At 66.7% G+C, this 18,567-nt stretch carries 17 protein-coding genes; 6 read left to right on the top strand and 11 right to left on the bottom strand.

From position 1 onward, the window contains the following. The first annotated feature begins 59 nt into the window (after positions 1 to 59). From nagZ to XarjCFBP7645_RS15095, 5 genes are all read left to right on the top strand, one after another. Positions 60 to 1,064, top strand: coding sequence for a beta-N-acetylhexosaminidase (gene nagZ, locus XarjCFBP7645_RS15115; RefSeq protein ID WP_104538186.1), 1,005 nt, complete (start codon positions 60 to 62; stop codon positions 1,062 to 1,064). Next, the gene (locus XarjCFBP7645_RS15110) at positions 1,064 to 1,618 is read left to right on the top strand and encodes a hypoxanthine-guanine phosphoribosyltransferase (protein ID WP_016903731.1); all 555 of its coding nucleotides are present in this window, start codon (positions 1,064 to 1,066) and stop codon (positions 1,616 to 1,618) included. Before nagZ ends, XarjCFBP7645_RS15110 begins: the two co-directional genes overlap by 1 nt. Positions 1,619 to 1,704: 86 nt before the next feature. Next, a complete protein-coding gene (locus tag XarjCFBP7645_RS15105; RefSeq protein WP_053045293.1) occupies positions 1,705 to 2,457 on the top strand; it encodes an S-methyl-5'-thioinosine phosphorylase in 753 nt (250 codons plus the stop codon). A gap of 87 nt (positions 2,458 to 2,544) precedes the next feature. Next, positions 2,545 to 2,751: a transcription antiterminator/RNA stability regulator CspE gene (gene cspE / locus XarjCFBP7645_RS15100; protein ID WP_003488188.1), complete on the top strand. Its 207-nt coding sequence runs from the start codon at positions 2,545 to 2,547 to the stop codon at positions 2,749 to 2,751. Between the two features lie 94 nt (positions 2,752 to 2,845). Continuing rightward, complete coding sequence (locus tag XarjCFBP7645_RS15095; RefSeq protein WP_104538185.1) at positions 2,846 to 4,111, top strand: FAD-dependent oxidoreductase; 1,266 nt, start codon at positions 2,846 to 2,848, stop codon at positions 4,109 to 4,111. Between the two features lie 32 nt (positions 4,112 to 4,143). Here the strand turns inward: XarjCFBP7645_RS15095 and pdeM are convergent, their stop codons facing one another. The 11 genes from pdeM to XarjCFBP7645_RS15040 all read right to left on the bottom strand — a co-directional run bounded on the left by pdeM (position 4,144) and on the right by XarjCFBP7645_RS15040 (position 15,506). Continuing rightward, the gene (pdeM, locus tag XarjCFBP7645_RS15090) at positions 4,144 to 4,788 is read right to left on the bottom strand and encodes a ligase-associated DNA damage response endonuclease PdeM (protein WP_104538184.1); all 645 of its coding nucleotides are present in this window, start codon (positions 4,786 to 4,788) and stop codon (positions 4,144 to 4,146) included. Next, positions 4,778 to 7,273, bottom strand: a complete 2,496-nt coding sequence (locus XarjCFBP7645_RS15085; RefSeq protein WP_104538183.1) for a ligase-associated DNA damage response DEXH box helicase — start codon at positions 7,271 to 7,273, stop codon at positions 4,778 to 4,780. Before XarjCFBP7645_RS15085 ends, pdeM begins: the two co-directional genes overlap by 11 nt. Further along, entirely contained in the window at positions 7,270 to 8,874 is a 1,605-nt protein-coding gene (locus XarjCFBP7645_RS15080) for an ATP-dependent DNA ligase (RefSeq protein ID WP_104538182.1), read from the bottom strand. Before XarjCFBP7645_RS15080 ends, XarjCFBP7645_RS15085 begins: the two co-directional genes overlap by 4 nt. Beyond that, complete coding sequence (locus XarjCFBP7645_RS15075) at positions 8,871 to 9,104, bottom strand: hypothetical protein (RefSeq protein ID WP_104538181.1); 234 nt, start codon at positions 9,102 to 9,104, stop codon at positions 8,871 to 8,873. Before XarjCFBP7645_RS15075 ends, XarjCFBP7645_RS15080 begins: the two co-directional genes overlap by 4 nt. After that, positions 9,101 to 10,111 (bottom strand): ligase-associated DNA damage response exonuclease, encoded by a 1,011-nt coding sequence (locus tag XarjCFBP7645_RS15070; protein ID WP_104538180.1) that lies wholly within the window; start codon positions 10,109 to 10,111, stop codon positions 9,101 to 9,103. The genes XarjCFBP7645_RS15075 and XarjCFBP7645_RS15070 overlap by 4 nt, the downstream gene beginning before the upstream one ends. Before the next feature lie 348 nt (positions 10,112 to 10,459). Continuing rightward, complete coding sequence (locus tag XarjCFBP7645_RS15065; RefSeq protein WP_104538179.1) at positions 10,460 to 10,825, bottom strand: hypothetical protein; 366 nt, start codon at positions 10,823 to 10,825, stop codon at positions 10,460 to 10,462. Further along, positions 10,822 to 11,379, bottom strand: coding sequence for a bactofilin family protein (locus tag XarjCFBP7645_RS15060; protein WP_104538178.1), 558 nt, complete (start codon positions 11,377 to 11,379; stop codon positions 10,822 to 10,824). Before XarjCFBP7645_RS15060 ends, XarjCFBP7645_RS15065 begins: the two co-directional genes overlap by 4 nt. 96 nt (positions 11,380 to 11,475) lie before the next feature. Continuing rightward, positions 11,476 to 13,185, bottom strand: coding sequence for a diguanylate cyclase (locus XarjCFBP7645_RS15055; protein WP_104538177.1), 1,710 nt, complete (start codon positions 13,183 to 13,185; stop codon positions 11,476 to 11,478). 116 nt (positions 13,186 to 13,301) lie between these two features. Continuing rightward, positions 13,302 to 13,628: a hypothetical protein gene (locus XarjCFBP7645_RS15050; RefSeq protein WP_104538176.1), complete on the bottom strand. Its 327-nt coding sequence runs from the start codon at positions 13,626 to 13,628 to the stop codon at positions 13,302 to 13,304. Positions 13,629 to 13,866: 238 nt separating this feature from the next. Next, entirely contained in the window at positions 13,867 to 14,208 is a 342-nt protein-coding gene (locus tag XarjCFBP7645_RS15045; RefSeq protein WP_104538175.1) for a hypothetical protein, read from the bottom strand. 122 nt (positions 14,209 to 14,330) lie between these two features. Further along, the gene (locus XarjCFBP7645_RS15040) at positions 14,331 to 15,506 is read right to left on the bottom strand and encodes a thiolase family protein (RefSeq protein WP_104538174.1); all 1,176 of its coding nucleotides are present in this window, start codon (positions 15,504 to 15,506) and stop codon (positions 14,331 to 14,333) included. 185 nt (positions 15,507 to 15,691) lie between these two features. On the opposite strand from XarjCFBP7645_RS15040, the gene XarjCFBP7645_RS15035 reads away from it, so the two are divergent. After that, positions 15,692 to 18,538: an autotransporter serine protease gene (locus tag XarjCFBP7645_RS15035; protein ID WP_104538173.1), complete on the top strand. Its 2,847-nt coding sequence runs from the start codon at positions 15,692 to 15,694 to the stop codon at positions 18,536 to 18,538. The last annotated feature ends 29 nt before the right edge of the window (positions 18,539 to 18,567 follow it).

The following is an 18,567-nucleotide window of genomic DNA, read 5'->3' as shown; positions in this document are numbered from 1 at the left end:
CGCATCTGCGACAATGCCGCGCTGCGCCAACGTGGCGCCTGGCCCGGGAGTCCCCCAACATGCTTCTGATCGGCGTTGCCGGTACCGAACTCAGCGCACAGGAACGCGACTGGCTGCAGCACGACGCGGTCGCCGGCGTGGTGCTGTTCACGCGCAACTTCGCCTCGCGCACGCAGGTGGCCGAGCTGTCCGCATCCATCCGCGCGGCCGCACCGCGCCCGGTGCTGATCTGCGTCGACCAGGAAGGCGGGCGCGTACAGCGCTTTCGCGACGGCTACAGCGCCCTGGCGCCGCTGCAGAGCTTCGGCGCGCAGTACGCGCAGGACCCCGAGGCCGCGCTCGCTGCGGCGCGCGCGCATGCGCAGCTGATGGCCAGCGAAGTGCGTGCCAGCGGCGTGGACCTGAGCTTCGCACCGGTGGTGGATCTGGGCCGTGGCAACCGCGCCATCGGCGATCGCGCCTTCAGCGACGACCCGCAGATCGTGGCCAGCTTCACCCGCGCCTATGTGCAGGCGCTGCACGGTGCCGGCATGGCCGCCACGCTCAAGCATTTCCCCGGCCATGGCACTGTGCTGGAAGACACCCACGTCGACCATGCCAGCGACCCGCGCCCGCTGGAAGTCCTGTTGGCCGAAGATCTGCTGCCGTTTATGGCCGGCATCGAGGCCGGCGCCGATGCGGTGATGATGGCGCACGTGGTCTATGCGCAGGTCGCCGCGGAACCGGCCGGCTATTCGCAGCGCTGGATCGAGCAGATCCTGCGCGGGCAACTGGGCTTTCGCGGCGTGGTGTTCTCCGACGACATCGGCATGGCCGCCTCGTTCAGCGCCGGCGGCGTGGCGGGCAGGGTGCATGCGCATCTGGATGCCGGCTGCGACGTGGTGCTGGTCTGCCACCCGGAACTGGTCGACGAATCGCTGCAGGCCGTGGCCGGCCGCAGCCTCAATACCGCAGCATTGATCGGCCTGATCGGACGCGGCGCGCTGGGCTGGGATGGCCTGCTCGCCGGCTCCGACGCCTCATTCACCACTCCCCTTTCCGCCTCTTTCGGAACAACTGCCTGATGTCCACGCTCACCATTTCCCAGGCCCTGGCCCAAGCCGACCTGCTGGTCGACCGCCCCGCCATCGATGCGGCGGTCGCCAGCATTGCCGACGCGATCGCGCGCGACTATGCCGGCGAAGTGCCGGTGTATCTCACCATCATGCACGGCGCGTTGCCGTTCTCCGGCCAGCTGGCGCTGGAGCTGGGCGCACGCGGCCAGGACCTGCAGTTCGATTACCTGCACGCCACCCGTTATCGCGGCGAAACCACCGGCGGCGAGCTGGTGTGGAAGCACCGTCCGGCCACTGCGCTGTTCGGCCGCCGGGTGATCCTGGTCGACGACATCCTCGACGAGGGCTACACGCTGCAGGGCGTGCGCCAGTGGTGCCTGGAGCAGGGCGCCACCGACGTGCGCGTGGCGGTGTTGACCGTCAAGCGTCACGACCGCTGCGTGCCCGGCGTGGCCGCCGACTATGTGGGCGTGGAAGTGGCCGACCGTTACGTGTTCGGCTTCGGCATGGACGTCAACGAGCAGCTGCGCGGCATTCCCGCCATTTACGCGATGAAGCAGTAACTGCCGCAGTTTGCCCGCGTCGCTGCGGGCAGCCCGGCGCGCAGGCCTGCGCGCCACCGTCCTGTCTTTCGTTGCAGAGGTTGCTTGTGTCCTCCAATTCCATCGCATTGGCCGTCATCGGCGGCACCGGCGTCTACAAGCTCGCACAGCTGGACCAGGTGCAGACGCATGTCATCGAGACGCCGTATGGCGCGCCCTCCGGCCCGATCCGGGTGGGCATGTTGCTGGGCCACCGCGTGGCGTTCCTGGCGCGGCATGGCGAGGGCCATTCGCTGCCGCCGCACAAGGTGAATTACCGCGCAAACGTCGCTGCGCTGCAGCAAATCGGTGCTGCGCGCGTACTGGCGCTCAACACCGTCGGCGGCATCACCGAGCAGTTCGGTCCGCGCGTGCTGGCCTGTCCGGACCAGCTGATCGATTACACCTGGGGCCGCGTGTCCACCTTCTGCGAAGAGCCAGGCAGCGAGGTGCAGCACGTGGATTTCGGTCATCCGTATTCGCCGATGTTTCGCAGCAAGGTCATTGCCGCCGCCAAGGTGACCGGCGTTACGATGGTTGCCGGCGGATGCTACGGCGCAACCCAGGGGCCGCGGCTGGAAACGATTGCAGAGATCGCCCGCATGCGTCGCGACGGCTGCGATCTGGTCGGTATGACCGGCATGCCCGAAGCGGGTCTGGCACGCGAAAAAGGCCTGGAATATGCGTGTTTGGCGATCGTGGCCAACTGGGCGGCCGGCTGTGGCGACGCGCAGGAAATCACCATGGCGGAGGTGTTGGCCAACGTGGATGCCGCCTCGTCCGGATTGCCGGAGTTGATCGGCGAACTTGCACGCGGGTGATTGTCATCGGGGCATAAGCTTTGCATACTCGGCGCGTACGCATCGCCGTACACCACCCATTAATTATTGCAAAGGTCTCGCATCACCATGCCGAACGGTACCGTCAAGTGGTTCAACGACGCCAAGGGATTTGGCTTCATCTCACCGGAGGACGGCAGCGCCGATGTCTTCGCGCACTTCTCCGCGATCAACTCCAAGGGCTTCCGCAGCCTGCAGGAAGGCCAGCGCGTCAGTTATGACGTGACCCAGGGCCCGAAGGGTGCCCAGGCTTCGAACATCACGCCGGTCGAGTGACGTGACTCGATTGTGCGGTTGAAGAACCCCGCCACGGCGGGGTTTTTTTTGCAGCGGTCCCTGCAGGGCAGGTGCCATCCAGAGAGCGAAGGACATGCAGCGAGCATTGCGAATTGCGGTAGTGGGCTATGGAACGGCGGGACAGGCGCTGGCCGTGCTGCTGGGCGCCGACGGGCACCGGATGGACGTGTTTGAACGTGCCGCCACGCCCGGGCCGGTGGGAGCGGGCTTCCTGCTGCAGCCCAGCGGGTTGCAGGTGCTGTGGAAGATGGGCTTGCTGCCGCAGGCGCTCGCGCATGGCGCACCGGTGCGCCGGCTGTATGGCGAAACGCCGTGCGGACGCGCGGTGATGGACATGCAGTACCGCGATCTGGATGCGCGGCTGATGGGCCTGGGAATGCAGCGCGGCGCCTTGTTTACGCTGTTGCGCGAGGCCTGGCCAGATTACGCGCAGTTGCATGTGGATACCCAGATCACCGCGATCGATCACGACGGCGCGCGCGTGCAGGATCAGCGCGGGCACTGGCACGGCCCCTACGATCTGATCATCGCCGCCGATGGTTCTGCGTCGAGCTTGCGCGCGCAGGCACAGGGCACGCGGCTGGATCGGGTGTATCCGTGGGGTGCGTTGTGGTGCTTGCTGCCACGCGAGGACTGGCCGTTCGTCGATGAGTTGCGCCAGCGCTATATCGGCGCGCGCAAGATGATCGGCCTGCTGCCGGTGGGCACGCGTCCGGGCGACGCCACCCCGCGGCTGAGTTTTTTCTGGAGCCTGCCGTGCAACGATTTTGTCGCCTGGGAACAGCGCGGCATTGCCGCGTGGCGCGAGGAGATCGCGCAGATGTGGCCGCAGGCGCATGCGCGTCTGGACAGCGTGCAGGTGCATGGCGCATTGGCGCGTGCGAGTTATCGCGACGCGGTGGTGACGCGCTGGCATCGCGGCCGTTTCGTGCTGGCCGGCGATGCCGCGCATGCGATGAGTCCGCAGCTGGGGCAGGGCGTCAACATGGCGCTGCTGGATGCGTTGGCGATGCGCGACGCGCTGCGGGTCGGCGCCGATCTGGATGCGGCCTTGCAGCACTATCAGCGCGAGCGGCAGGCGCATGTGGCGATCTATCACCGCTGGAGTCGTTGGCTGACGCCGCTGTTCCAGTCCGAACGCGATCTCTGGGCGCACGGACGCGATCTGCTGATGCGCCCGATGGGACGCGTGCCCGGAGGACGCGGGCATATGCTGCGCGTGCTCAGCGGGACCCAGCACGGCTGGTTCGGCAAGTTGGCATTGGCGCCGGAGTTTGTGGATGCGTTGTCGCAACCGGTGCCGCGTGTTGACGTCGACAACGCCGAAGCGGCCGCATAGATGAAGCATCGGTCCACGCAGCGCCGCGCCCGTTAACGCACCGGCAATGCCAGCGCATCGTCCTCCACGCAAGCAACCAGACGTTCGCCTTCGACCAGCGTTGGCACGATGCCCGCGGTGAAATGCGAGAACGCCGGCAGGATGGTGACGCGCTCGCGCAGCCAGAACGCCGGCCAGCGACGCGACATGCCGGGCAGCGCGGCCAGCGGATGCAGATGCCCGCACAGCACGTGCCCGGTCGGATGCGGCAGTGGATCGTGGCGCAGCACGAAGGGGCCATCTTCGACCTGTTCGCCGGCCGCCTCGATATGCAGATCGGCGCCCGCCAATGCGCGGTCGTGATTGCCGCGGATGGCGATCACGCGCAAGGCGCAATGGCGCTCGCGCCAGGCGCTCCAGCGACGATGCCAGGCCGCGCGCGGCACCGGTCCGTGCAGCAGGTCGCCGAGGATCCACAACGCGTCCACGGCGCGCCGTTCCAGCAGCACATCCAGCCGCTCCAGATCGTGCGCAGTGCCGCCGGCCGGCATCCCGATGCCGGCGCGACGGAACACATCGGCCTTGCCCAGATGCAGGTCGGCGATCAGCAAGGCGCGCTGCGCCGGTCGATACAGTGCGCGTTCGCCGAGCAGTTCCACTGTTTCGCCGGCCAGCTGCAGCTGCACGCTATCGCCCATGTTTACGCTCCAGTTGTTCGGCAGCGCGCAACACGCGGGCCTTCCAGTCTTCGGTACTCAGTTGGCCGCGCACGCGTTCGGCCCATAACGGAAACGACAATGGGGTGAGGCTGCGCGGTTTGCACAAGCGCAGTTCGCGCCGCGCGCAATCTTCCAAGGCATGCGCAAGCCGCGCCAGTTCGAGCTGGCCTTCGAACACTTCGCGCTCGGCCTGGGCAAGCAACAGATGATCGGGATCGAAACGCTGCAACACGTCGTACAGCAATCCGCTGGAGGCCTGCAGCTGACGCAGGCTGCGTGGTGCACGACCGGGCAGCGAGGGCGACAGCAAGCCGGCGACGCGCGCGATCTCGCGGAACTGGCGGCGCGCCAGTTCGCCCAGGTTGAGGCTGTCGCGCAGATCGGCGAACAAGCCCTCCGGCGACAGCAGCGCCTGCAGGACGCCCGCATCCAGTTCCACATCCTGCGCCGGCGACAACACGAAACCGTAGTCGTTGGCAGCAAAACTGAATGTATTACGCTGACGCCGGCCCCAGCGCGCTGCAAGCAACGCAGCCAGGCCTTCATTGACCTGGCGGCCGGCGAAGGGATACACGAACACGTGCCGGCCATCGCGCGCCTTGATGCTTTCCACCAGTAAATGGTCAGGGCCGGGCAGCGAGGACAGCTGCGCCTGCAGGCGCAGCAACGGTGCCAGCGCCTGCATTTCCGGTGCGTCGCCGGGATCGGCAAACACCGCTTCGACCTCGCGGCCCAGTGCCGACGACAACGGCATGCGTCCGCCCATCCACTTGGGTACCACGCCGCTGCCGCCCTTGGCCACGCGCACGTAGGCGGTCATGTCTTCCAGCCGCACCAGCTCCAGCAGACGGCCGGCGAATTGAAAACGATCGCCACGGCGCAGGCGGCCGACGAACTGTTCTTCCACCGCACCCAGGCGCCCGCCGCGCAGGAACTGCACGCGCACGCTGCCGTCGCTGGTGATCGTGCCGATGGACAAGCGATGCCGCAGCGCGACGCGCCGATCGATGACGCGATACACGCCTTCTTCGTCGCGCACGACCTTATGGAAATCCGGGTAATGCGCTAGCGCGCTGCCGCCTTGCACGATGAAGTCCAGCACCGCCTGCCAGGTAGCGTGATCCAGCGCCGCAAATGCATCGGTGCCGCGCACTTGCTCAAACAAGGCATCGGCCTGAAAGCCGCCGCCCAGTGCCAGGGTGACGCAGTGCTGCGCCAGCACGTCCAGCGACAGGCGCGGTGGCGGTCGCGCTTCGATCTGGCCATGCACGATGGCGCGCCGCGCTGCGGCGTATTCCACCAGTTCCAGCGCATGCGAGGGCACGCACACCACATGCCCGGATTCGCCCGGACGGTGGCGCGCGCGGCCGGCACGTTGCAGCAGGCGTGCAATGCCCTTGGGACTGCCGACCTGCAGCACCTGATCGACAGCCGGGAAATCCACGCCCAGGTCCAGGCTGGAGGTGGCGACCACGCAACGCAGGCTGCCGTCGCGCAAGCCTTGTTCGGCCGCCGCACGCAAGGACGGGTCCAGCGAACCGTGATGCAGCGCGAGCGTGACCGGATCGTCCGGCCACACCGCGCTCAAGGCCTGATGCCACAACTCGGCCTGTGCGCGCGTATTGGTAAACACCAGGCTGGTGCGTTGCTGCATGATCTTCTGCAACACGCGCGCCAGCTGCGCCAGACCCAGATGCCCGGCCCACGGAAAGCGCTCGCCGCTGTCGGGCAGCAGCGTCTCCAAGGTCATCGCGCGGGGTTTGACGCCCGACACCAGCGCGGCATCGGGGCGATGTGGCAACAGCACGTCGCGCGCCTGCGCCAGATTGCCCAGCGTTGCCGACAGGCCCCAGATGCGCAGCTGCGGCGCCCAGCCACGCAGCCGCGCCAGGCACAGCTGCAGCAGCACGCCGCGCTTGTTGCCGAGCAGCTCATGCCATTCGTCGACGATCACGCAGCGTAACGCCGACAACTGCGGCGCGGTGTCGGGATACGACAACAGCAAGGCCAGCGATTCGGGCGTGGTGACCAGTACGTCGAGCTTGCCGCTGCGCGCCAGCCGCTTGTCGCGCGCGCTGGCATCGCCGGTACGCAGGCCCACCTGCCAATCCAGCCCCAAGGCCTCCACCGGCTCGCGCAGGGCGCGTGCGGTATCGGCAGCAAGCGCGCGCAAGGGCGTGATCCACAGCACCTGCAGCGTGCGTTGCTGCTGGCGTCGTGCGGTCGTGGTGGCTGGCTTGATCGCCGGCTTGCGTCCACGTATGGACAGGGCCTCCAGCAGCGGCCCACCGAAGGCCGCCAGCGTCTTGCCGCTGCCGGTGGGCGTATGCAGCAAGCCGGATTCGCCGGCCAGATAGCGCTTCCACACATCGCGTTGAAACGGCAACGGCGCCCAACCGCGCTGCGCGAACCAGGCACGCCATTGTTGCAGGGGCGTGCCGCGTGTCTGCGGCGCAGCACTCACCGTGCCAGCGCCTGCAGGCTGCTCAGGTGATCGGCCTCGCGCATCGGTTTGTCGTGCCGCCAGCGCAGAATGCGCGGAAAACGCACCGCAATGCCGGATTTGTGCCGCGCGCTGCGGTTGACCGCTTCGAACCCCAGTTCGAAGACATGATGCGCGGTGACCGCACGCACCGGGCCGAAGCGCTCGGTGGTATTGGCGCGGATCCAGCGATCCAGTTGCAGGATCTCCTTGTCGTCCAGACCCGAGTAGGCCTTGGCGATCGGCACCAGCTGGCCCTCGTGCCACAGCCCGAAGGTGTAGTCGGTATACAGCGTGCTGCGCCGGCCATGGCCGGCTTGCGCGTACAGCAGCACCGCATCGATGGTGAGCGGGTCGATCTTCCATTTCCACCAGTCGCCGCGTCGGCGGCCCGACTGGTAGGTCGAGTTGGCACGCTTGAGCATCAGTCCTTCGACACCGCGTTCGCGTGCATCCAGGCGCACTTGCGCCGCCGCCTGCCAGTCGCCGGCCTGCACCAGTGGCGAGGCGACAATACGCGGGTCGGCGAGCGTGGTCAGCACGCCTTCCAGCAATGCGCGACGCTCCTGCAAGGGGCGCTCGCGTAAATCCTCGCCATCCAGCTCGAGCAGATCGTAGGCGGCCACGCGCGCCGGCGCCGCCGCCAATGTCTTCGGCCCGGGCTTGAGCCGCTGGATACGCGTTTGCAAGGCGGTGAACGGCATCGGCAAGGGTTGCTCCGGTTGCCAGGCCAGCAGCTCGCCATCGATGACGGTGCCGTCGGGCAACTGCAGCGCGGCCTGTTCGATCTCCGGAAAACGGCCATCCAGACGTTCCTCGCCACGCGACCACAACGCCGCGTCGCCCGCCCGTCGGATCAGCTGCAGGCGAATGCCGTCCCACTTCCATTCCAGCAACCAGTCAGCGACCGTGCCCAGCGTCTCGACCTCGGCCTCGAGTGGCGATGCGAGAAAGAACGGATAGGGCTGTTGACGATCGCCGGGCAGTTCTTCGGCGGTCAGCAGGGTGGCCAGATAGCCCGGATGCGGCCGCCAGCTGCCGAGCATGCGCTGCGCAATGCGCGCGATCTCTACCCCGGACATTTCCGCCAGGGCCTGCTGTACCAGTCGCTGTGACACGCCCACGCGCAGGGCCCCGGTCAGCAGCTTGTTGAAGACCAGGCGCTCGTCGAAGGCCAGGCTGCGCCACGCCTGCACGATGCAGGCCTTGCGCACCTCCACGTCCTGGTTGGCGATCGGCAGCAACCGCTGTTCGATCCACTCGGCCAACGGCAGATCGGCCGCTTCGGTGGTCGGGTCATCCAGCAACAAGGCCAAGGTCTCGGCCAGATCGCCGACATGGTCGTAGCTGTCGGCCACCAGCCAGTCGGCGATGCCGGCGGTGTCGGTGATCCATTCGCGCAGTTCGCCGCTGCTGGCGATGCGCATGCGCGTGCTGGCCACCTTGCCACCGGCCAGCAGGTATAGCGCCCACGCCGCATCGAACGGCGGCGCGCTGCTGAAATAGGCGACCAGGGCCGCACGCTTGTCGAGCGTGCCGGTGCTGCGATCCAGAGTGCGGTACAGCGCGGCAAATCGCTTCACGCCGGGCCCTGCAGGTTGCTGCGGTTGTCGGCAGCACGCAGCTCCAGCGCGCGCCGGGTAAATGCGCCCAGACAGCGCGGGCGCCGGTAAGGCCGTGGCGGTCCGATCACCGCCGCCGGCAGTGCGCGGTGCACGCGAAATGCCAATGCATGGCGACGGAACGCGAGCGCACCGGTCAAACGGATCCGTGGGCGCGCGCGCGCATAACGACGTGCAGGCAAGGGGTTCATTCCTCGGCTCCGAAATCGGTACGGAAGGCCTCGGCAGCCACGCCGCGTTCCAGCAGGTGCTGGATCAACGCGTCGGTATTGCCGTGGGTGGCAATCACCCGCCGTGCGCCGGTGTCTTCGATGGTGCGCAGCAGGTCAGGCCAATCGGCATGATCGGAGACCACAAAGCCGCGGTCGTAATTGCGCCGACGGCGATTGCCGCGAATGCGCATCCAGCCCGATGCGAAGCCCTGTTGCGCATGCCGGAAGCGACGGATCCAGGCGCTGCCCGCCGCCGATGGCGGCGCTAGCACCAATTGCCCGGCATAGTCGGCGCCACGCGCGTGCTCGCTGACCGGTTGGGTGTCCAGCATCGGGATGCCGGCCTGACGATACACCTCCACGCCCACCGCGATCGCACCATGCAGCAACGCCGGTTGCGTGTCCCAGGCGCGCAATTCGGCCAGCACGCGTTGCGCCTTGCCCAAGGCATAGCAGTACAGGATGGCCGCCTCGCCCCGCGCGGCGCATTCGTGGCGCCAGGCGACGATGTCGGCGGCCACGTCGGAGGTGTCCGGCCAGCGATACACCGGCAGCCCGAAGGTCGCCTCGGTGATGAAGGTGTCGCAGGGCACTACTTCGAACGGTTTGCAGGTGGGGTCGTGCTGGCGTTTGTAGTCGCCCGAGGCAACCCAGACTTCGCCATCCACCTCGATGCGCACCTGCGCCGAGCCGAGCACATGTCCGGCCGGATGCAACGACACCCGCGCACGTCCCAGATCGAACGCTTCACCGTCGGCATGCGTGTGATAGACCTGCTCGCCCAGGCGCCACTGCAGGATCGGCAGACTTTCGTGCGTGCAATGGTATTCGCCCATTCCGCCGCGCGCGTGGTCGCCGTGTCCGTGGGTGATCACCGCACGCGCCACCGGCCGCCAGGGATCGATATGGAAATCGCCCTGCGGGCAATACAGGCCTTCGGGGCCAAGCACCACCAGATCGCCAAGTTGTTCGTTGCCGTTGCGCATGCGGCAACTCTGGCCAAGCCGGTGTGCAGATCCTGAGAATGGGAATGGCATGCCTCGGTGCACCGGTGCGGCAAGGCCTGCAGATCGCAATCGCTAATCGAGCCAATGCGCGATCAATGCAAGGCCAATGAATCGATCAAGCGCCTGGCGTGGCGTGAGCTGGCCTTCAATGCAGCACGCACGCCGATACCTCGCACCGTTCCGCATCGGAATAATCCGTCAAGACTCGGAAATCGAACACCCACGCAGGCGCTGGCCCGCATCATCCACGCCGATTCCCGATTCCCGATTCCCGATTCCCGATTCCCGATTCACAATCCCCAATCCCCAATCCCCAATCCCAGCACCCTAATGCCGCGACCGCCGCCCAGGCACACGCACCGCTGTCGCCTCCACCGCCAGCGTAAAGCCGCGTTCTTCGCCGCGCTGCATCGCGCCGACATCCACGATCTGGCGCCGAATCTCTTCGCCCTTGCCGTTACGCACCACCACCACCACGGTGTATTCCCATGGATCGCCATCGGCAGGATGGCGAATGGTGCCATCGACCTTGAGCGGCACGATCGGTGCCGGCTGTGCGTGCTGCGCCGCGGCCGAGTCGAGGCGCAGGTGATGCCTGCACGCAGGGCAGACGCTGGCGCTTTCCAGAATCGTCGCCTTGCAGTGCGGGCAGCTGCGCGTGGCACCGGGCGTGCCCGGGCGGGGCGCACTCATGTGGCGTCGTTGTCTCCGCTGACGACCGGCTTGGCTGCACCGACCGGTTTGCCGGTGTCCTCGCCCCAGCCGAAATCGGCCTGGCCGCGCATGCGCGCCCCCGAGGCCACGGTCAGGCTGCCGGCCTTGACGTCGCCGACCAGCACGCCGGAGGTCTGCAGCTCCACCTGCGCGGCCGATTCGATATTGCCCTCCAGCTCTCCGGCAATGATCACCGTGTTGGCGCGCACCCCGCCGTTGAGCTTGGCGCCGCGCTCGATGGTGAGATCGCCCTTGACGTTGACATCGCCCTTGAAGCGACCGGCCAGACGCACGTGGCCGGCGCCCTCGATCTTGCCTTCGATGCTGATGTCGGCGGCAATCAGCGATTCCTTGGCCTCGCTATGCCGCTGCGGTGTGGCCGCGGCGGGCGTTGCGCTTGGTGGCGCGGCTGCAGGGACTGGCGGCGTCGGGCTGGCCTCGGCAGTAAACAGCCGCCCATCGGCAGCCGGGACCTCAGGCGCTGCGGGAACGCCGTCTTTCTTGTTGGGAGCTTGATCGCGCCACATCGACATCGGACTGCCTCGCTGGGGGGTCAAAACCGACTATCGCCGCGTGAACCGATCTTTTGTGTGACCGATTACGCAAACCGACGTCGATGGCGCGCCTGCTCAGTCCGGCGCGTGCGTGGCAGCGCCATGCCGCTCGACCCGGTTGCGGCCGCCATGCTTGGCGACATACAAGGCCGCATCGGCTTTCTGGAGCAGGCTCGCAGCCAACTCACCATCGGCCGGAAAGCTGGCCACGCCGATTGAGGCCGTCACCCGCGGCAACGAGCGCAGGCCGTCGCTGACTGCCAGGGCCGCGATATAGCCGCGAATGTCCTCGGCCACACGCAGTGCCTGGACGCCATCGGCCTCGGGAAGAATGACCGTGAACTCTTCGCCTCCGTAGCGGCAGGCGACGTCTTCGGCACGCAGCCGGGTCAGCAGCAACTCGCCCAGCGCCGCCAGCAGCAGATCGCCGCCGGCATGCCCCTGGCTGTCGTTGAATTGCTTGAAGTGGTCCACGTCCAGCATCAGCACCGACAACGGCAGGCCACGGCGTGCGCAACGCGCCAGTTCGTGGCTGAGCGATTCTTCCAGATAGCGGCGGTTGTACAACCCGGTCAGTGGGTCGCGAATCGACTGCCTGCGCAGCGATTCGCGCAGGCGCAGATTGCTCAGTGCCAGCGACAGCTGTTCGGCGGCCGCCTCGGCGATCTCCAGACGTGGCATCGGCCCCGGACCCGTCGAAGACAAGAACAGGAATCCGAGTTGGGTGCCTTGCGCGGACATCGGCAGGCATGCGGTGGTGACGCAGGTGTCGTGCTTAGGCGCGCCGATATGCGCACACGGTGCGTCCCGGCTCAGGTCGTCGATGATGTGCGGTTGGCCACGGCGCAGCGCCCAGCACTGTTCAGGCAGAAGATGCGGCGCACTGTGCACCAGCGGCTCGCCCCAGTGACTGATCGCCTCAGCGCGATCCTGTGAGGAGCGCAGCAGATACACGCTTCCGGAAACGCCCGGCAGCAGGCTGGCCAAGGTGCGGCTGGTCACCACCAGCGCCTCTTCTGCGCTGATGCAGCTTTGCAGCAAGCCGGTATAGCGGCTGAGCAGGTTGAGATCGGCAGTACTGCGTTGCAGCGCGACGACGCTGTCGCCCAACTCGCCAATGGCCTGCGCTGCCAGTTTCTCGGCCTGCGAGCGATGCCGCAGTTCGCGCATCAGCAAGGCATAGACGGTGCCGACCACCGCCAGTCCGAACGGGATGCCGGCCAGTGCCAGCGCCAGCAACAAGGCCGCACTGCGCCGGCTGCTTTCTGCACGTTGCACCAACAATTCCTGCTCGCGTTGCACCATGGTCAGCGCTTGCTCGCGGATCGCACTGGTGGTGCGGAAGGCGCTCTGCCGGATGCCGGCACGCGCGGGCTCCAGACCGTCCTGCACGTATACGTCGAGCACGTGCTGGATCTGCTGCAGTCGCATCTCCACCAACCGCCGCAAGGTATCCAGGTTCTGCACCTGAGCGGGGTTGTCGGCAATCAGGCGACGCAGGTTGCCGAGCAGGATTGGCAGGCGCTCGACGCTGGCCTGATAGTCCAGCAGATAGGCATCGTTGCCGGTCAGCAGAAAACCGCGCTGCGCCGATTCGGCGTCCAGCACGCGCGCCTGGATCTCATCGATCCGGCCGATCACTTCATGCGTATGGGACACCCAGGCAGCATCGGCCAGCGAGCGGCGTGCGCCGACGAAGATGCCGGCGCCGATGGCAATGAAGACCAGCGCGGAAAAGACCAGCGCCAGCTGGTTGCGGCGGCGCACGGTAAAGGAGGCAGGCATGGGCGGATGCTAGCGTGCCAGCATGGACAACACGAGGTCGCCGGTGGCAGGAAGCGAACGCGCCGGCGCAAAGTGGCCGGCGCGTCTGCAAAGTGTCGACACGGTCACGCGGTCGATCAGCGCTGCGGATGTTCAGCGTCGTGCTTGTCGGCGTTCTGCTCGGCCTTGTTAGCCATCTCGCGGGTCTTGTCTGCGGTGGCGTCCGCGGCATTGGCGGTTGCGCGGCTCGCGTCGGCGGCCAGTTCGCGTGCTGCCACGCGTGCATCGGCTGTGGCGGCCTTGGCCTGCACGGCGGCGCGATCGGCGGCTTGTTCGGTCGCCGCCGCCGCATGCTTGGCAGCGGAGGCGGCGTCGCGTTGCGCCTGCTCAGCGTCGGGGCCTTGGCAAGCGGCGAGAGTGAAAGTGGCGATGGCGCTCAACGACAGCATGCGGATCGTCTTCATGGGTGGTCCTGTTCCTGTTCCGGTGTTGGAAGGCGGAGCTTATGCAGGGCCGGATGCAGCCGGCGTCAATGTGCTGTTGTCCGTTCAGCCAGTTGGCGGCATGCGTTGTACATGTCCTGACACGGCACGGGTTCGACGGCTGGCCGGCGACGCAGCCCATCACCGGTAAATCGCAGGCAAAGAAAAAGCCGCTGGAGACCAGCGGCTTTTTCCGAACTCGCTTGGAGCTAAGAAGTGATTACTTCTTGGCTTCTTCGGCGGTGTCCTTAGCGGCTTCGGCGGTGTCTTCAGCCGTCTTGGCAGCGTCGGCAGCCTGCTCGGCAGCAGCGTCGGTGGCAGCGCCGGAAGCAGCCTGGGCAGCGTCAGCAGCGGTGTCAGCCGAAGCAGCAGCGGTGTTGGCAGCAGACTGAGCGGCGTCAGCCGACTGCGAGCCCGAGGCAGCAGCCTGGTCAGCAGCGGTCTGAGCGTCGGCAGCAGCTTCGTTAGCCGAAGAAGCAGCGTCCTGAGCCTGTTCCGGCTTCGAGCAAGCGGTCAGGGCCAGGCCCAGAGCCATTGCGATCAGCAGCTTGTTAATGGTCATTGTTTCAATCCTCGTCGTTAGATTAGGCAACGCGCTATTGCGCGCCCCCGACATGATGACGGTCCAAAGACCAGTGTCAAGCGTGCGCGCATTCAGTTTTGCAAAATCGCCGTTAAAAACAATTAAATCAATTCGATAGCGATGGCGGTCGCCTCGCCGCCGCCGATGCACAGAGTCGCAATTCCGCGCTTGCCACCGCGCATGCGCAACGCATTCACCAATGTCACCACCAGGCGGGCGCCAGAAGCGCCGATCGGATGCCCCAATGCGCAAGCGCCGCCGTTGACGTTGACCTTCGCGTGGGAAATGCCCGGCTCGGCGATCGGCGTCATTGCCACCACCGCGAATGCTTCGTTGATTTCAAACAGGTCCACTTCGTCCAATTGCCAGCCGACCTTGCCGATCAACGTCTGGATCGCAGCGACCGGCGCGGTGGTGAACCACTCAGGTTCCTGCGAATGGGTGACATGGCCCACGATGCGCGCCAATGGTGCGATGCCACGACGTTGCGCCTCGTCTGCGCGCATGAGCACGGTGATCGCCGCGCCATCGGAGATGCTCGACGAACTGGCGGCGGTGACGCTGCCGTCCTTCTTGAACGCCGGCTTCAGGGTCGGGATCTTGGCGATGTCTGATTTACCGGGCTGCTCGTCGCTGTCGACGACCACCTCGCCCTTGCGCGTGGCCACCGCGACCGGAACGATTTCATCGGCGAACGCACCGCTGCGCTGCGCAGCCTGCGCACGTTCGACCGAGGCGATCGCAAACGCATCCTGATCGGCGCGGCTGAAACCGAACTTCTCGGCAGTGGCCTCGCCGAACACGCCCATCGCCTGGCCGTCGTAGGGATTGGTCAGACCATCCCAGGCCATGTGGTCGACCGCCTGGAAGTTGCCGTAGCGGTTGCCGGTGCGCGAATTGGGTAGCAGATGCGGTGCATTGCTCATCGACTCCATGCCGCCAGCGACCACGATGCTGGCCGAACCGGCCTTGATCAGGTCGTGCCCGAACATGATCGCCTTCATGCCCGAGCCGCATACCTTGTTGATGGTGGTGGCGCCGGTCGAGGTAGGAATACCGGCGGCGATGGCGGCCTGCCGTGCAGGCGCCTGGCCCAGGTTGGCCGGCAGGACGCAGCCAACGATGACTTCCGAAATGTCGGCCGGCGCGACGCCGGACTGCGCCAGCGCGCCGCGGATCGCTGCAGCGGCGAGCGTCGGCGCCGGCACACCGTTGAATTGACCAAGAAACGAGCCGATGGCAGTGCGTTTGGCAGCAACGATGACGATGTCGGACATAGGGGAGATACCGTTTAAAGTGAAACGATTATCTGCCTCATGGTGGGTTCGCGCCAGCACGCGCCGGTGTTGCGCCATCCGCTACGCAATCGACTGCGACAGTTGTGTGAGGATGCAGTATAAAGACGGCGTTCGGGCCCGAGCTTGGGCCCTATCCATGGAATGGGTTCGGGGAGAACAATCAGATGAAGAAGACAGACGTCGCCAGGACTGTCCTGGCCTCGGCGTTGGCCGTGGCATTGACCGCGTGTGGCGGCGGTGGTGGGGGCGGTGGTATTCGTCCGAGTACACCGACCGCGCCGCCACCGACGTCGCCACCGCCACCACCGCCGCCCACTTCACCGCCGCCGCCTCCGCCGGTGGTCGCACCGCCGACGACGCCGGAACCTGCATTCGACGCGCATTTGACGCTGACCAACGCACGCGCTGCGCAGGCGCTGGGGTTCACCGGTGCGGGCTATCGCATCGGCGTGATCGATACCGGCATCAATACCAATCATCCGGCCTTGCAGGGACGGGTCAGTAACAGCTTCATCTATGTGGATCCGCGCACGAACAATGTCGCCGCAGGCGATGTCGTGGGCCACGGCACGGTGGTCGCGCAACTGGCAGCCGGGCGCGCGGTGGGCCAGTGGCCGGGCGGCATCGCCAGTGGCGCCGGCCTGGTGTCGGCACGCATCATCAGCGATGAAGCACCGGACGATGACGGCAGCGGCGAAGGCAACGAGGTCGACGGCCCGCTTGGCCTGGGTCCGGTGCATGCCGATCTGATCAGCGCAGGCGTGCGCATCATGAACAATTCCTGGGGCGGGCTGTATTGGAACGACCCGGCCGTCACCAATCAGATCGCGCAGGAATACCGGCCGTTCGTCATCGGCAACGATGGGTTGGTGGTGTTTGCTTCGGGTAACGAATCCGGATCGCAACCGTCCGACACCGCTGCGCTGCCCAGCCAACTGGGCCCGAATGGCACGCTGCCGGCCGCCGATCTGGAGCGCGGCTGGCTGGTCGTCGCTGCGCTGGATACCGCCAATCCGACGCAACTGGCGTCGTACTCCAATGCCTGTGGCGTGGCGATGCGCTACTGTTTGGTGGCGCCGGGCACTTCGATGTTCCTCGACCCGGATGCAACCGCCAGCAATATCCGCTACTTCTACGGTAGCGGCACCTCGTTTGCGGCGCCGTTGGTCTCCGGTGCGGCTGCGCTGGTGTGGCAGGCGTTTCCGTACTTCAACAACGACCTGGTGCGACAGACGCTACTGGGAACGGCCACCGATCTGGGCGCGGCCGGCGTCGACCCGACCTTCGGCTACGGCCTGCTCAATGTCGGCAAGGCGGTGCTGGGGCCGGCACGTTTTGACTGGGGCACGGTCGATGTCACCGTCAACACCTTGCGTTCCACCTGGGCCAACAACATCAGTGGCACCGGTGGCCTGACCAAACGCGGCACCGGCACGCTGGTGTTGAGCAGTGGCGCCAATACGTTCAACGGCGACACCCAGGTGCTGGGCGGCACCTTGCAGACGGCCAGTCTGCAGAGTGCGCGCGTTGGCATCGCCAATGGTGCAACGCTGATCGGCGCGGGCAGGATCGGCGGACGCGTCGATAACGCCGGCACGCTGCAGGTCAACAGTGCGACGCTGTCGATCATGGGCAATTACACCCAGGCCAGCAACGGTCGCCTTGCGTTGAACGTGGGCGACCGGGTGAACGTGACCGGGACCGCGACGATTGCCGGCGATCTGCAAGTACTCGGCCGCCGCGATTACGTGGTCGACAACGCCACCTACACGCTGTTGCAGGCCAGCAGTGGATTGCAGGGCACGTTCGACACGCTCAGCCGCGGCGCGACCGTGACCTTTCTGGATGCCTCGCTGACGTACGACAGCAATACGGCGTACCTTGCCGTGCGCAGCTTGAATGCCACCGCCGTTGCCGCCACGCTTGGCATGACCGGCACGGCGGCGATGGATTCGGCAATCCGTGTCGAACAAGCGTTCCAGCAGGTGGATGCGCAGCAACTGCAGGGCGCTGGCGGCATCAGCAGCGGGTTTATCCGCGCCGCAGCGGCGTTGCAGCAGTCGCCGGATGCCAAGGCTGCCGCCGCTTCGCTGCGCAGTCTGTCCGGGCGTGCGCATGCCGAGTCGGCAGCGATGACCTTCGACACCATCGATCTGGGCAGGCGTGCGTTGGCCTCGCATTTCGATGGGGTGTCGCAGCAGCCGCGCATGCTGGGCGTCTGGCAGCGTGCGCTGGGCGGGCCGGGCGAGGGTGGCGTGACCACCGCAGGATTCGCCACCTCCGGCTGGATGATGGGCAACGACCTGCGCCTGGCATCGGGCGCAGTCACCGGCTTTGCCTTCGGTGAAACGCGCTCCAACAGCCTGGGCGATCTGGACGGTGCACGCGGGCGCGATCGGCAGGTGCAGGGGCAGCTGTACTGGGGCACCACGCTGGGGTCGGCGTACACGCTGAGCCAGTTGGGGTTCGGCAACGTCAACCGGCAGATCGAGCGCAGCCTGCAGTTGGGCCAAGACCGTAGCAGTGCCTTCAGCGACTACAGCGGCAGTTACCTCAGCGGCAACCTGGAAACCGGGTACCGCCTGGGCGGCGCGCGCGCCAGCCTGACGCCCTACATGGGGCTGGATTATGTGCGTCTGCGCAGCGAGGGATTCCGTGAAAGCGGTGGCGACGGCTTCGGCTTGCGCGCCGATGCCAGCAGCTCCTCGCGCACCCAGGTGCTGGCCGGCCTGCGTTCGTCCTATCGCTGGCGCGGCGTGCAGCTCGGCGGTTATGCCGAATGGCAGCAGGCGTTGCGCAGCGACGGCCTGACGCTGGATGCCAGCTTCATCGGCGTAGACGCCTGGGCGCCGTTGCGCGGCATGCAGCCGGCGCGCTCGGGTGGTCTGTTCGGCATCACCGCGGCCGCGCCGTTGGGGCCGCAGAGCCAGTTGCGCTTCGGCTACGACCAACGGGTGGGCGAGCGCGGCGACGATCGCGCGCTGAGCCTGCGCTACAGCGCCGATTTCTGATCGGCGCGTGGCCTGGGTGAGCGGTCGTG

The organism is Xanthomonas arboricola (genome assembly GCF_002940665.1).
In the GTDB taxonomy this organism is placed as follows: Bacteria; Pseudomonadota; Gammaproteobacteria; order Xanthomonadales; family Xanthomonadaceae; genus Xanthomonas; species Xanthomonas arboricola_B.
The sequence above is the reverse complement of the archived record's forward strand: the minus strand, read 5'-3'. Positions and strand labels throughout refer to the sequence as shown.

Bases quoted from the DNA above. Each gene is read 5' to 3' on its own strand.
- XarjCFBP7645_RS15050 (WP_104538176.1), bottom strand. From the start codon at position 13,628: ATGAAGACGATCCGCATGCTGTCGTTGAGCGCCATCGCCACTTTCACT.
- XarjCFBP7645_RS15065 (WP_104538179.1), bottom strand. From the start codon at position 10,825: ATGAGTGCGCCCCGCCCGGGCACGCCCGGTGCCACGCGCAGCTGCCCG.
- XarjCFBP7645_RS15035 (WP_104538173.1), top strand. From the start codon at position 15,692: ATGAAGAAGACAGACGTCGCCAGGACTGTCCTGGCCTCGGCGTTGGCC.
- nagZ (WP_104538186.1), top strand. From the start codon at position 60: ATGCTTCTGATCGGCGTTGCCGGTACCGAACTCAGCGCACAGGAACGC.
- XarjCFBP7645_RS15040 (WP_104538174.1), bottom strand. From the start codon at position 15,506: ATGTCCGACATCGTCATCGTTGCTGCCAAACGCACTGCCATCGGCTCG.
- XarjCFBP7645_RS15045 (WP_104538175.1), bottom strand. From the start codon at position 14,208: ATGACCATTAACAAGCTGCTGATCGCAATGGCTCTGGGCCTGGCCCTG.
- XarjCFBP7645_RS15075 (WP_104538181.1), bottom strand. From the start codon at position 9,104: ATGAACCCCTTGCCTGCACGTCGTTATGCGCGCGCGCGCCCACGGATC.
- XarjCFBP7645_RS15095 (WP_104538185.1), top strand. From the start codon at position 2,846: ATGCAGCGAGCATTGCGAATTGCGGTAGTGGGCTATGGAACGGCGGGA.
- pdeM (WP_104538184.1), bottom strand. From the start codon at position 4,788: ATGGGCGATAGCGTGCAGCTGCAGCTGGCCGGCGAAACAGTGGAACTG.
- XarjCFBP7645_RS15055 (WP_104538177.1), bottom strand. From the start codon at position 13,185: ATGCCTGCCTCCTTTACCGTGCGCCGCCGCAACCAGCTGGCGCTGGTC.
- XarjCFBP7645_RS15070 (WP_104538180.1), bottom strand. From the start codon at position 10,111: ATGCGCAACGGCAACGAACAACTTGGCGATCTGGTGGTGCTTGGCCCC.
- cspE (WP_003488188.1), top strand. From the start codon at position 2,545: ATGCCGAACGGTACCGTCAAGTGGTTCAACGACGCCAAGGGATTTGGC.
- XarjCFBP7645_RS15110 (WP_016903731.1), top strand. From the start codon at position 1,064: ATGTCCACGCTCACCATTTCCCAGGCCCTGGCCCAAGCCGACCTGCTG.
- XarjCFBP7645_RS15060 (WP_104538178.1), bottom strand. From the start codon at position 11,379: ATGTCGATGTGGCGCGATCAAGCTCCCAACAAGAAAGACGGCGTTCCC.